Raw genomic sequence first — 13,580 nt, forward strand, 5'->3', positions numbered from 1 at the left:
AGGAGAGTAGATAAATGACAGTCTATCACGTTGGAAAAATTGTAAACACACAAGGCTTAAAAGGTGAAGTACGTGTGATTTCGACTACGGACTTTGCTCAAGAACGCTATAAAAAAGGACAAACACTAGTAGTGTTAGACAATGGAAAACCTGTCAAAGACGTTGTAGTAGCAAGTCATCGAAAACATAAAAACTTTGATTTATTAACGTTTGAGAATCATTCTTCGATTAACGATGTCGAACGTTATAAAGGTATGCTATTAGGTGTATCAGAAGAATATTTGACGGCATTAGAAGAGGATGAATTTTACTACCACGAAATTATTGGATTACCTGTATTTTGTGAAAACAACATGATTGGTAAAGTGAAAGAAATTTTAGAATTGGGTTCTAATGATGTATGGGTTGTGCAACGTCAAGGAAAAAAAGATGTTTTGATTCCATATATCAATGATGTTGTTTTATCGGTGAGTGTGGCAAATCAACGGATTGATATTGCCAATATAGAGGGGTTATTAGACGAATGAATATCCATATTTTAAGTTTATTCCCAGAAATGTTTCAAGCTATGGAACATTCTATTATTGGTAAAGCTTTGGAAAACGATATTATTTCTTTAAATGTTGTTAATTTTAGAGATTTTGCAAACAATAAACAACATCATGTTGATGATTATCCTTTTGGTGGAGGAGCAGGTATGCTTTTGAAAGTAGAACCTATTGTAGAAGCACTTGAAAGTGTGACATCATTACCTGCTAAAAAACCACATCAAAGAATTGTTTTATTAGATCCTGCGGGAGTACCCTTTAGTCATGACGTTGCACAAGATTTAGCAACAGCACAAGAACTTATTTTCATTTGTGGGCATTATGAAGGGTATGATGAACGTATTAAACACTATGTAACGGATGAGATTTCTTTAGGGGATTATGTGTTAACAGGTGGAGAACTTGCTGCCATGGTGATGATTGATGCAACGGTACGCTTATTACCCAATGTGTTGGGTAATGATATGTCGGCAATAACAGACTCTCATGCAACAGGATTGCTAGAGCATCCACAATACACAAGACCAAGAGAATATCGAGGTATGTGTGTGCCAGATGTTTTGTTGAGTGGACATCATCAAAAAATTGAAGAATGGAAAGAAAAAGAAAGTCTAAGACAAACATTATTGAAACGTCCAGATATGTTGGAAAAAATAGACTTAACATCAAAACAAGTTACTTTATTAGAAGAAATAAAGCGTGAGCATAGTATTGAAAAAGAAGAATGAGTGTGTATTGGTAGCAAAGGGTATAGCCTTTTGCTACCTTTTGTTTATTATTTAGAATGAGTATAAAAGACCCACATGATTTGTATGATAGTACCGAAAAAGTCATTTTTTCTGAAAAAATGAATAAAAAGTGATATGATATTAAAGAGGTGGAATAGAATCATGAGTAATAAAATACAAATCAATGACTTAACGAAAGAAGTCGTTAAAATAGCGTGGCCCGTTTTTATTGAATTATTATTAGGGTCACTTTTTGGCGTGATAAATATGATGATGGTTGGGCAAATTCCCGATAGTGCGTATGCAACAGCAGCAATGGCGTCTATTGGATTAACAAATCAGCCCTTATTTTTATGCTTAGCATTTGTTCAAGCGTTGAATGTTGGGGGAACAGCGGTAATTTCACGTTATTATGGGGCTAAAAAATTACATCGTATACCGTCTGTCTTGAAACATATTATGCTTATTAGCATTGTGTGTTTTATTTTGCCGTTATCCGTTTTAGGTTGGATTTTTGCACATCCTGTCTTATTGTTTTTAGGTGCACAACCTGATGCCATCAATATTGCAACAGATTATTTCCGACTATTGATGATTGCTTTTATTTTTCAAGGATTTACAATGACAATTTCAGCCGCATTACGAGGTGTGGGAGAAACAAAAATTCCGATGAGAAACAATATTATTGCCAATCTATGTAATGTATTCTTTAATAGTATCTTGATTTACGGTTTATTTGGTTTGCCAGCATTGCATTTAATGGGAACAGGTATCGCTACGATATTGGCGAATATGATTGCAGCATGCTTAATGTTTCGTTATTTGATTAGTGGAAAAGGACGTATTAAGTTTTCTTTAAAAGAAAAATTCCATTTCGATTATTTAACGGTACAACAACTGATAAAAATCGGATTACCGAGTGCAATGGAGCAACTTATTTTTAGAAGTGGTGCAATGATTTTTACAATGATTGTTGCCGGTTTAGGAACAGGTGTTTATGCTGCGCATCAAATAGGTTTAAATATTTGGACTTTATCCATTGCACCAAGTCAGGCATTTGGTATTTCTGCATCTGTTTTAGTTGGAAAAGAACTTGGTGCAAAAGCTCCTGAAATTGCCCAAAGATGTGCGATAATTGTTAGAAAATTAGCCTTTATTGTGGCATGTATTATGGGAGGTATTTTCTTCTTATTTGGTAAATGGATTGTTTTAGGGTATACCTCTTCTGATACAATTATGGCAAATATGTTATTGATTATGCCATTATTAGCTTTTGTGCAACCATTTTTAGCAGATAATTTAGCAATGACAGGTGCATTAAGAGGAGCAGGCGACACAATATGGCCAATGATTGCAACTTTAATTGGTGTCTTTATCATTCGTGTGGCACTTGGACATTTATTTGTGAGTATTTTACATTATGGTATTGTTGGTGCTTGGTGGGCACTAGCCATCAACCAAATTGTGACATGGCTTGTTGTCTTGTTAAGATATAGAACAGGAAAATGGAAAGCTATTCAAATTTAAAACGACAATGAGTAGATTTTATGATAAAATAAAGCTGTACATGGAAAAAGGAGAAATAAGATGACAACAGTAGTTGAAAGTTTTGATGCACTATTTGCAGAAAGAAAAGTACCCGTTACTAAAACAGATATTGGGGACGGACTAGTTTTATATAATGTAGATTTTCGATTAAAAGCAACACATACCCTTCGACTAGAAATGATTTTAGAAAACAACAAAGAAGAAACAGATATACAAATTGTTTATCGCCATGTTGGTTTTTTAAAAAATTATAATCAAAAAGACGAAGTCATTTCACTTATCAATCAGTTAAATGAAATGAAAACAGGTTATTATACTCTGTTTTTAGCTGGAGATGGCGAATTGTATTTACGTAAATTAGTCAGAAGTAATTACCAGGTCAAACCCGTTTATGACATGCTTATTCAAGGCCCTGCGATTGTTAGAGCACTTCTAGAAGATTTAGAAGCAATAACAGGAGCATTTGATGATGCACTATTCGAGTAAAAGAGGATTATCATGCAACTAAATATTCGTTCAGAACAACAGATGCAAGACGTTGCAAGTCAACTAGCACCATATTTAGAAAGTGGTATGACGATTTTACTTCATGGGGAATTAGGGGCAGGAAAGACGACTTTTACCAAAGGATTGGCAAAAGGGCTGGGTATTACAAAAATTATTAAAAGCCCAACGTATACACTCATTCGAGAATACTTAGATGGACGTCTACCACTGTATCACATGGACGTGTATCGTTTAGAAGATATTGGTGGAGATGAACTAGGTTTTGAAGAATATTTCGATGGGGAAGGTGTTTGTATTGTTGAATGGAGTCAATTTATACAAGAAACATTACCCAAACAAGTGCTACATATCTATTTAGATCGTGTACCTAACCAAGAAGACGCACGTGTCTTAAAAAGCGTGGCACACGGACCAAAATATGATGCGCTCATACAAAAATGGGAAAATAGTTTGTCGTTGAATTAGCTCATTAAAACTGTTATAATAAGGCATACGAAGGAAAACCTCTCTAAGAGGTTTTTTATTATGAAGATGTGAGGGAGAATAAATGGAAACATTAGAGCAAGAAAAATTGTGGTATGTGTTGCATACATATTCTGGATATGAAAATAAAGTCAAAGCCAACTTAGAATCTCGTATTCAAAGTATGGGCATGGAAGACTACATTTTCCGTGTTGTTGTACCAGAGGAAGAAGTTGTTGAAGTAAAAAACGGCAAAGAAAATGTTAAAATGGACAAAACATTCCCCGGGTATGTTTTGTTAGAAATGATTATGTCTGATCAAGCGTGGTACGTTGTTCGTAATACGCCTGGTGTGACAGGATTCATCGGTTCTCACGGAGCAGGTAGTAAACCAACACCACTTTTACCTGATGAAGTAGAATCTATTTTACATCGCATGGGTATTAGTTTACGTCAACATAATGGCGACTTTGTTGTTGGAGAAATTGTAACAATTTTAGACGGTGCTTTTAATGGTATGACTGGAAAAGTAGATGAAGTAGATACTGAAAAGGCAAAATTAAAAGTTATTGTTGAAATGTTTGGTAGACAAACAATCGCTGAAGTCGATTTTGATCATGTAGATAAGGTGTAGAATATGAAAGATTTGTTTGAATTTGAATTAGCGCAAGTAAAACCTTCTGTTGTCATTTGCCCCAAATATGAACAAACCTTTCGCATTTTGGGGAAACGATGGAATGCCATGATTATTGAGGTGTTACGTCAAGGGGAATGCAGATTTTCACAATTATCACGTGCGATTGAAGGATTGAGTGATCGCGTTTTAACAGAACGCTTACGTGAAATGGAACAAGAAGATCTTATTGAGAAAAATACAGAGTGTCCAGAACATGTCAAATTTACATATCGCTTAACGCAAAAAGGTTTAGAACTTGCACAAGCAACCCAATCGCTAAAAGAGTGGGCACAAAAGTGGATAACTGAGGATTGTCAAGAAGAAAAGAATAGTATAGAATAACACATATATCATATATAACAGCAATGATAAAAGAAACATTGTCCATAATTTGTTCAGGGAGATTTATCGTAGACTGAAAGTAAATCCAAAGAAAAACAATGCCTTTCGCTTTTAGAGCTGAACTGGAAACAGTTTCCGGTCAATGACCGTTATCAAATAGAGCATTTATCCAAAAGATGAATGGCAAAAAGGTGGTACCACGATATAGTCGTCCTTTACAAGTTAACACTTGTAAAGGACTTTTTTGTTAAGGAGGATTATATGTTACAAGAAAAATTGATGCAATTACGCGAACAAACGCTAAGTCAATTAAAGGACATTAAAACAGCAAGTATTCAAGAGCAAGTTAATTTATTAAACGACTTACGCATTGCTGTTTTAGGCAAAAAGAGTGACTTAACACAAGTCATGAAACAACTCAAAGATGCAAGTGAAGAAGAAAGAAAAATAATTGGTGCATTGGCAAATGACATTCGCCAAACAGTGACACAAGCTGTTGAGAATGCTAGAGAAACATTTGAAGCATATCAATTAGAACAGGCTTTAGCCAGCCAAACGATTGATGTGACCTTACCTGGAAATAAACAATCTGTTGGGACAACACATTTATTAACAAGAGTCCTAACACAATTAGAAGATTTATTCATGAGTATGGGATATGATGTAGTTGAAGGCCCAGAAGTTGAAACAGATTTGTATAATTTTGGAAAAATGAACTTACCAAAAAATCATCCAGCAAGAGATATGCAAGATACATTTTATATTAACGAGGATATTTTACTACGTACACAAACATCGCCTGTACAGGCAAGAACAATGGAAAAACATGATTTTTCTAAAGGCCCATTAAAAATGATTAGTCCGGGAAAAGTGTACCGTCGTGATGATGACGACGCGACACATTCTCATCAATTCCAACAAATTGAAGGTTTAGTCATTGATAAACATATTACAATGGCAGATTTAAAAGGAACATTACAAGTGGTGGCAAAAGAAATGTTTGGTGAAGATAGACAAATTCGTTTAAGACCAAGTTATTTTCCCTTTACAGAGCCGTCTGTCGAAGTCGATGTTAGTTGTTTTAAATGTGGTGGACAAGGTTGTGCGGTATGTAAACGAACTGGTTGGATTGAAGTATTAGGTGCCGGCATGGTACACCCAAATGTTCTTGAAATGTCGGGTGTAGATTCTACTGTTTATGGTGGTTTTGCCTTTGGAATGGGATTAGAACGTTTTGCCATGTTGAAATATGGTGTTGACGATATTCGTCATTTTTATCAAAATGATGTGCGTTTCTTAAATCAATTTTCAGTCATAATGGAAGGAGAAGAATGATGTTAATATCTTATGAATGGCTAAAAGAATATTTACCAAATTTATCCGTATCTCCACAAGAATTGGCGGATAAAATGTCAACAACTGGGATTGAAATTGAAGGTGTTTCCTCAATAGGAGAAACATTGACAAAAATCGTTATCGGAAAAACAATCGACGTTGTAGATCATCCAGATTCTGACCATTTACACATTTGTCAAGTTGAGGTTGGTCTAGACCATGCACCTGAAGAACAAGGGGTACTGCAAATTGTATGTGGAGCGCCAAATGTAGACAAAAATCAAAAAGTGATTGTAGCCTTATCTGGTGCACGTATCGTAAATAATATTAAAATTAAAAAAGGAAAAATTCGTGGGGTTGCCTCAAATGGCATGTTATGTTCTCTTGAAGAATTAGGTTTTCCGTCGAATGTCATTCCTAAAGAAGTAGCAAATGGCATCTTCATTCTTCCAGAAGATGCTCCAATAGGTTCAGATATAGTGGATTATTTAGGTTTGAATGATTCTGTACTAGAGTTATCCATTACACCAAATAGAGCAGATGCTCTAAGTATGTACGGAACGGCTTATGAAGTAGGTGCGATTTATGATGAAACACCACACATACACACATACAATGTTCCAACAGATACAACAAAACAAGTAAAAGATTATGTTCAAGTGTCTGTTGACAATCCAGTAGATTGTCCAGCTTATTACATGACAATCATTAAAGATGTTACGATTCAGCCAAGCCCACTTTGGCTACAAATGCGTTTAATGAAAATTGGTGTACGTCCTATCAATAATGTCGTAGATGCAACAAACTACATGCTCATGGCATACGGACAACCTTTACATGCTTTTGACTACGATACACTACCTCAAAAACACATTCATGTTAGAAAAGCAAATGAGCATGAAACATTGGTGACTTTAGATGATACGACACGTACATTGACGGTCGATGATATTGTGATTACTTCTGGTGATACACCGGTAGCTTTAGGAGGTGTGATGGGTGGTTTAGACACAGAAATTACATCTAAAACAACAACGGTTGCCTTAGAAACAGCTGTTTTCAATCCAAAAAATATCCGCTTGACATCTAAACGTTTGAATTTACGTAGTGAATCTAGTGCAAGATATGAAAAAGGCATTAACTTAGCGATTGTGAAAGAAGTGGCACATCAAGCAGCAGCACTTATTGCTGAACTATCAGGAGGAACAGTTGTAAGTGGTTATGAAGCTATTGATACATTAGATGTTCAACCATCTCGTGTGATGATTACGACTGATAAAATCAATCACGCTTTAGGAGCAACTTTAACACAGCAAGAAGTCTTATCTATATTTGATCGTCTTGCATTTGAATACAATGTAAATGGTACAGACATAGATGTCATTGTGCCACCAAGACGTTGGGATATTGCGATTGAATCAGATATTATTGAAGAAGTCGCACGTATTTATGGCTACGACAAATTACCGTCAACCTTACCAGTGACGCCAGCCGTTAGTGGTCGATTAAGCACCATGCAGTCGTATGTAAGAAAAACAAGAAGTTTATTTGAGGGATTAGGTTATACACAAGTGATTGGGTATTCTTTAACATCTCCTGAAAAATCGGGTTTATTAGCAATGGCAGCAGATGATGCTATTTCATTAGCTTTACCAATGAGTGAAGAAAGAAGTGTTCTACGTCGTAGTTTACTCAGTGGTTTATTAGACATTGCAAGTTATAATATTGCAAGAGGAAACACAAACTTATCACTTTATGAAACAGGGCGTGTGTTCTATGCCGTACCAGACCAAGTACAACCACGTGAGGAAGAACATATTGCGTTATTATTAACAGGCAATAAAACAGAAAAAACATGGAATAGTAAATCAGAAAAAATCACTTTCTACGACTTAAAAGGTACTTTAGAAACATATTTTGAGAAAATGGGCGTATCACAAGACATTGTGTATAAACCAGTCAAAAAAGAGAATATGCATCCAGGGCGTACCGCAAGCATTGTGTTAAATGGACAAGAAATTGGATTTATTGGACAACTACACCCAAGTTTAGAAAAAGCATACGATTTACCAGAAACGTATGTTTGTGAATGTTTGGTGTTACCATTGATTACATATCAAAGACAAGCATTGGTACAAACAGAAGTACCAAAATATCCAAGTATGACACGTGATATTGCCTTACTTGTGGACAAAGACTTATCACATGCTGATATTTTAACCGTTCTAAAAGAAAATGCTGGAGCATATCTAGTCAATGTGCACTTATTTGACTACTACATGGGTGATAATATTGGCTTGAACAAAAAATCATTGGCGTACCGCTTAACGTTTATGAATTTAAAAGCGACATTAGTAGAAGAGGACGTCAATAAGGCAATGCAACAAGTTACAACAGCATTAACAGAAACATTTAACATTGTTATTCGATAAAATAGAAAAGCTAGACACCAACATTTAGAATAGTTGATGTCTAGCTTTTTGAGTGTTGTTAGATTTGGTGTACTGGGTGTATATTACGTAAAAAATTATTTTTTCCTCCAATTGTAAAGTAAAGTGCAAAAAAACAGATAATTACTTTCTCTTTTGCGGGGTTAATAACCAAACAATAAAAACAAAGGTTTTCTAGTCAAGGCGAAAAACAAAGTGTGCCTTGACGGGAAACCTGTTTTTATTAAACTATTAATCTACCCGCAATAAAAATAACTCTGCAGGTGTACGATAACCTAATTTACGCCGTATTTTCTGATTTAAGCAGGATTCTATTTTACGAATAGTTGACTTTTTAACGGTATTGATAGATTTACCCTTAGGTAAAAACTCCCGTATCTGTCCGTTATGATTTTCGTTAGTACCACGCTCATAAGATGAATAAGGGTGTGCATAGTAAATGCTTAAATATGTCGATTCTAATTCAGATAACGAGGCGAATTCTGACCCATTATCAGATGTAATACTCTTGAAGGTTGATTTCCTATATTGTTTAAAAATATTCTTTAATGTCCGTAAGACACATTGTGCTGTTTTATCATTCATTTTACGTATAATTGTATAACGTGTTTGTCGTTCTACTAACGTTAATAATAGTGCTTCATTTTTTGTCTTCTTAAATAAGACTAAATCAATTTCCCAATGTCCAAATTCTGTACGATTATTCGCTACGTCTGGTCGATTTTCGATAGATGTACCCATATTTTTCTTGTATGTTTTGGTGTTCTCTTTTTTCGGTCGTTTTCTAATGCTTACCATTTTGGGTAAATCAATTGGTTTGATAGGGATAATACCTTGATGAACAAACGTATAAACCGTTTTCGTACAAGGGACTTTTTCATTAGGATGATTTTGCCGATACCAATGTACAAAGGTATCAATACTATGGGTTCTATATTTTTCAGTAACTACCTGTTGTAAGTCTTTGAAAAATTGTTGACTAAATTTTTCAGTTAAATCATGATGATATTTATTTTGTTGCTTAGCTTTATAGATGTAATGGCTTGTTTCAGCGTAATATTTTAATTCGTCACGTTGGATACCATTTCGATTAACAATTTGATTAACGCTTCCTCGTTTAATTTCTCTATAAATTGTGGATACATTTCTTCCGAGTCGTTCAGCGATATATCGTATTGGCTTTTTTTCGTTTAATAACGTTTCAATTTTTGTACGTTCAACCAATGATAGCTGTTTATATTGTTTTTTTGTGTTATAATTTGTTTTAGACATGATAATGACCTTTCTAATTTTGTGGTGAATCTTAGTAAGTTAATTATCTGTCTTTTTTTGTTTTTATAACACTATTTTGCTTTTGCACTTTATTTTACAACTCGGCAAAATTATTTTTTCTCAAAAAATACTTTTCTTTTTTGAATTTTATGGTAGTATATTAACAAAACATTAAAAAATGAAAAAAACATGAAAGAGAAAGGAGCGTTTATCACATGAGCTTTATTATTGTCGTTATTTTAGTCATTATTTTAAATTTAGCTTATGATGATAGTAGATAGCGACGTTTTGTACTCTTTTTTGTATTGATAAAAGGCTAGTATCTACATCATCGTAGGTACTAGTTTTTTGTTTAGTATAGTGTCAAATTTTTAACAAAATTTAGCAGTGTATTTTATTTTATAATGTAAGAAAAAAGGGCTCTATGTCAAATAGGGTTGATGACTCATAAAAAGTAGTGATGTCACAAATGTTACGTCACTATCTTTTTATTTTAAGTCACAAAGTGATGTACGGCTCACCGAAATGTACACGATACATTTTTCTCTTCCCCTACGTTGTGCGGGGAAGGAGCTATTCGTACATCACTTTTGACTTAAACTATTAAGCAACTAGTGAAGTAGATGGTACGGTATATGGTACATATAACTTACAGATTAATAAAATACGATTTCTAAAATGTGAAAAGTTACGATAACCATAGGCATTTCTCTTAAGTACTTTAATTTTATGATTGATTCCTTCAAGTGCACCGTTAGTCAAATGATGGTAGATAAAGGTGTTTTTAATATAGGGTAAATACCCTTTGAAAGTTCTTAATACTCTACGTAAACCAGGAGAAATAGCTTCCTGTTTAGCCCATATGAGTATTTCTTCAAATCGGTCAAAATCTCTATTATGTAAAGCATCTCTTAATTGATGAACGACATCGTATGTGGCTCTTAGTTCGGGGACTTGTTCCAATAAATAATCGACTATCCCTTGTGTATGCGTCATCCAATCAAACAGTGGAAAACGGTGATAAGGATAACTACTTAGTGTATCTGTGTTACTTAAAAACAACTTCCAATAACGTTTCATTTTGTTGTATAAACGGCGATTGTTCTGATGTAAAGCTTTCATTACATGCACTCTGTGTTTTGTTAACTCACGATTTAATGCTTGTACAATATGAAAAGGGTCGATAATGATATGTGCGTTAGGAAATACTTGCTTGGATATCTGAATATAGGGGCGAAACATATCAATCGTAATTGTTTTAACAGCTTTTCTTGTCTGGGTATCGTATCTAGCAAAGTAGTCTAATAGCGTGCTGGATTTACGGTCGTGTACAACGTCAATCAGTTGATGAGTCAGTGCATCACAATAGATAAAACTCATGGCACTATCAGAAGATTTTACTGACTTGAATTCATCAAAGCACAGATGATGAGGTAATTGTGTGTTGTGATTTACTTTTAAAGTAGAGGCGACCTTATCAACAATACGTCTGACCGTATGTACAGATACATTGTGTTGTTTAGCGATGTACGTTTCTGAAATGGTTTCTGTTAAAGTGTCCATTATCTTTTGTTTTAAACGGTTTGTGATAAAACAATGCTTATCCACAATAGGTGTTTCCGCTGTAAATGATGATTGACAGGATTTACAATAAAAACGTTGTTTAGTGAGTGATAAATAGGCGTTTAGTCCTGAAATTTGGCATAAAGACAGTTGCGATTGACGTGTCCCATTTTTTACAATGCCATTGGTTGCGTGACAATTTGGGCAACAATCTGGTGTATAGGTTAATTTACCGTATAAGACCAATGATTTTTTATGTCGAATGTCACACTCTGATATGTTTTCATGATCAAATGTGATGTTTTTATCCTTTAATTGTAGTAAGATTTCTGTTATATTAGACATAGGCAATTTCTCCTTATTATTTGGTCGTACTTTTAATTTAAGAGAAAATTGCCTTTTTGTCTACATAAAATTAGGGTTGCTGGCTTATGCCATCAACCCTAAAAATTATACAGCCGAAAAAAGAAAGGACAGTGTATATGACACAATCAAAGAAATTAACAGTAGGACAATTTTTGACAAAGGTATTGAATGGGACAGCGATCGCTGTATTAGTTGGCTTAATTCCAAATGCGATTTTATCGGTTTTATTAACAAACCAACTTTTTAAAGGTAATGAGTTTATTCTCATGTGGCATACAGCAAATGTGCTTTTTCAAGCGGTTATTCCTGCTTTAATGGGGGCGTTAATTGCTTTTGAATTTGGATTTAAAGGATTAAAAGCTGCCTCTGTTGCAGCAGCAACGTATGTTGGTTCTGGAGTGACAACAAAAGCAGTTGTTGTGTCTAATTTATTGAAACAATCACAAGAACTAGGTAATGAAGAATTGATTAAAAATGCTAAAACGGTCGCAAATGGTTTTTTAACAGCTGGGACAGGTGACATTATTAATGCCATGTTGGTTGCGAGTCTAGGTGTTTTATTGCTTCTTGTTTTACAAGATAGACTAGGGTCATTAAATATTATTTTAATACCGATATTAAGTGTGTTGGTTTCTGTTATTGGATTATATACACTTCCGTATGTAAAAAGTATTACGACAGAAATAGGTGTTCTCATTAAAAACTTTACCGAATTACAACCGTATTTGATGAGTATATTGATTTGTGTGTCTTTTGCTATTTTGATTGTATCTCCAATTTCAACAGTTGCGATTGGTTTGGCAATTGGTTTGACAGGATTATCGGCAGGAGCATCTGCAATGGGAGTAGCTTCTACCACTATGGTATTGATTGTTCATTCGTTTACAGTCAATAAGCCAGGTGTGACGATTGCCGTAGCATTGGCTTCAATGAAAATGATGATGCCAAATGTTTTTAGACACCCAATCGTTTATATTAATATTGTCACAACAGCTGTTTTATGTGCGTTATTAGTGCCAACATTTCATATTGTCGGAACACCAGCAAGTGCAGGTTTTGGTTTAGTTGGGCTAACAGGTTTATTTGCTTCTATTGATGGAGGTTTATCGCCTATTTTGGCAGTGGTGTCTTGGATTTTTTTACCATTAGGTATTGCTATTTTAACACGTTATCTTTACACAAAAGTATGGCGTCTATATACACCAGAGGTATTTAAATTTGATGCATAAGTGGTATTTATCTACATTGACAATGGTGTTTTTTCTATTATGGGATAGTGATATTTTTGTTTCGTTGTAAATTGTTTAGGTGTGTTTATCGCTGAATTAACAGCAATCTCTTTTTATGTATTGAAATAAACAGGTTTATCACTAGATAATAATGCAATGTGTCATATTAGTTTTTTTATAGAAGTCATTACTCTTATGTATCTAATTATTGCTAGTTTGTTGATGATAATTGTTGGATATTTATACTATTGAGGTAAAGACATCATATAAAGTAATCTCTTCTTATTTTATGACGATTTTTCTGCATATTCATGATATAGAAGTTGACTTATGTTGTATAAATAGGTATGATAGGTAGGAGATTATATAGAGATGAGTGAGATGTGTGGTTCAACGTAAAACAGGTTTAGCGTGTACAGTGTGCGGACAGCGTAATTATACCGTTACACCAACTGAAAAAGGAAAAACAGTTCGTTTAGAAGTGAAGAAATTTTGCCGTTATTGTGCAAAACATACATTACACAAAGAAACAAAATAGGAAAGACACAAATAAG

Annotated in this window: 13 protein-coding genes; 11 read left to right on the forward strand and 2 right to left on the reverse strand. The window is 34.4% G+C overall.

The genetic code is table 11. The features are described 5' to 3' along the window. Nucleotides 1-14 precede the first annotated feature (14 nt). The 9 genes from rimM to H1220_02630 all read left to right on the forward strand — a co-directional run bounded on the left by rimM (nt 15) and on the right by H1220_02630 (nt 8,578). The gene (rimM, locus tag H1220_02590; GenBank protein QMI86261.1) at nt 15-527 is read left to right on the forward strand and encodes a ribosome maturation factor RimM; all 513 of its coding nucleotides are present in this window, start codon (nt 15-17) and stop codon (nt 525-527) included. Then, a complete protein-coding gene (gene trmD, locus H1220_02595) occupies nt 524-1,276 on the forward strand; it encodes a tRNA (guanosine(37)-N1)-methyltransferase TrmD (GenBank protein QMI86262.1) in 753 nt (250 codons plus the stop codon). The genes rimM and trmD overlap by 4 nt, the downstream gene beginning before the upstream one ends. A 162-nt stretch (nt 1,277-1,438) precedes the next feature. Next, nucleotides 1,439-2,803: an MATE family efflux transporter gene (locus H1220_02600; GenBank protein ID QMI86263.1), complete on the forward strand. Its 1,365-nt coding sequence runs from the start codon at nt 1,439-1,441 to the stop codon at nt 2,801-2,803. A gap of 60 nt (nt 2,804-2,863) precedes the next feature. Beyond that, on the forward strand, nt 2,864-3,310 hold the full coding sequence (locus tag H1220_02605; protein ID QMI86264.1) for a hypothetical protein: 447 nt from the start codon (nt 2,864-2,866) through the stop codon (nt 3,308-3,310). A gap of 12 nt (nt 3,311-3,322) precedes the next feature. After that, nucleotides 3,323-3,796 carry a tRNA (adenosine(37)-N6)-threonylcarbamoyltransferase complex ATPase subunit type 1 TsaE gene (gene tsaE / locus H1220_02610; GenBank protein ID QMI86265.1) on the forward strand — a complete coding sequence of 158 codons (474 nt, stop codon included), beginning with the start codon at nt 3,323-3,325 and terminating at the stop codon, nt 3,794-3,796. A gap of 82 nt (nt 3,797-3,878) precedes the next feature. Then, entirely contained in the window at nt 3,879-4,427 is a 549-nt protein-coding gene (gene nusG / locus H1220_02615; protein ID QMI86266.1) for a transcription termination/antitermination protein NusG, read from the forward strand. A gap of 3 nt (nt 4,428-4,430) precedes the next feature. After that, entirely contained in the window at nt 4,431-4,811 is a 381-nt protein-coding gene (locus H1220_02620; GenBank protein ID QMI86267.1) for a helix-turn-helix transcriptional regulator, read from the forward strand. A gap of 279 nt (nt 4,812-5,090) precedes the next feature. Then, the gene (gene pheS, locus H1220_02625; GenBank protein QMI86632.1) at nt 5,091-6,146 is read left to right on the forward strand and encodes a phenylalanine--tRNA ligase subunit alpha; all 1,056 of its coding nucleotides are present in this window, start codon (nt 5,091-5,093) and stop codon (nt 6,144-6,146) included. Then, nucleotides 6,146-8,578 (forward strand): phenylalanine--tRNA ligase subunit beta, encoded by a 2,433-nt coding sequence (locus H1220_02630; protein QMI86268.1) that lies wholly within the window; start codon nt 6,146-6,148, stop codon nt 8,576-8,578. The genes pheS and H1220_02630 overlap by 1 nt, the downstream gene beginning before the upstream one ends. A gap of 249 nt (nt 8,579-8,827) precedes the next feature. Here H1220_02630 and H1220_02635 read toward each other — a convergent pair whose 3' ends face one another. Then, the gene (locus tag H1220_02635; protein ID QMI86269.1) at nt 8,828-9,868 is read right to left on the reverse strand and encodes an IS30 family transposase; all 1,041 of its coding nucleotides are present in this window, start codon (nt 9,866-9,868) and stop codon (nt 8,828-8,830) included. 603 nt (nt 9,869-10,471) lie between these two features. Next, nucleotides 10,472-11,776, reverse strand: coding sequence for an ISL3 family transposase (locus H1220_02640; protein ID QMI86270.1), 1,305 nt, complete (start codon nt 11,774-11,776; stop codon nt 10,472-10,474). A 137-nt stretch (nt 11,777-11,913) separates the two neighbouring features. Between H1220_02640 and H1220_02645 the strand changes: the two genes are divergently transcribed. Beyond that, nucleotides 11,914-13,026, forward strand: a complete 1,113-nt coding sequence (locus H1220_02645; protein QMI86271.1) for a PTS sugar transporter subunit IIC — start codon at nt 11,914-11,916, stop codon at nt 13,024-13,026. A 385-nt stretch (nt 13,027-13,411) separates the two neighbouring features. Beyond that, on the forward strand, nt 13,412-13,564 hold the full coding sequence (gene rpmG / locus H1220_02650; protein ID QMI86272.1) for a 50S ribosomal protein L33: 153 nt from the start codon (nt 13,412-13,414) through the stop codon (nt 13,562-13,564). The last annotated feature ends 16 nt before the right edge of the window (nt 13,565-13,580 follow it).

It is taken from the genome of Carnobacteriaceae bacterium zg-84 (genome assembly GCA_013874835.1).
GTDB lineage: Bacteria > Bacillota > Bacilli > Lactobacillales > Aerococcaceae > WM01.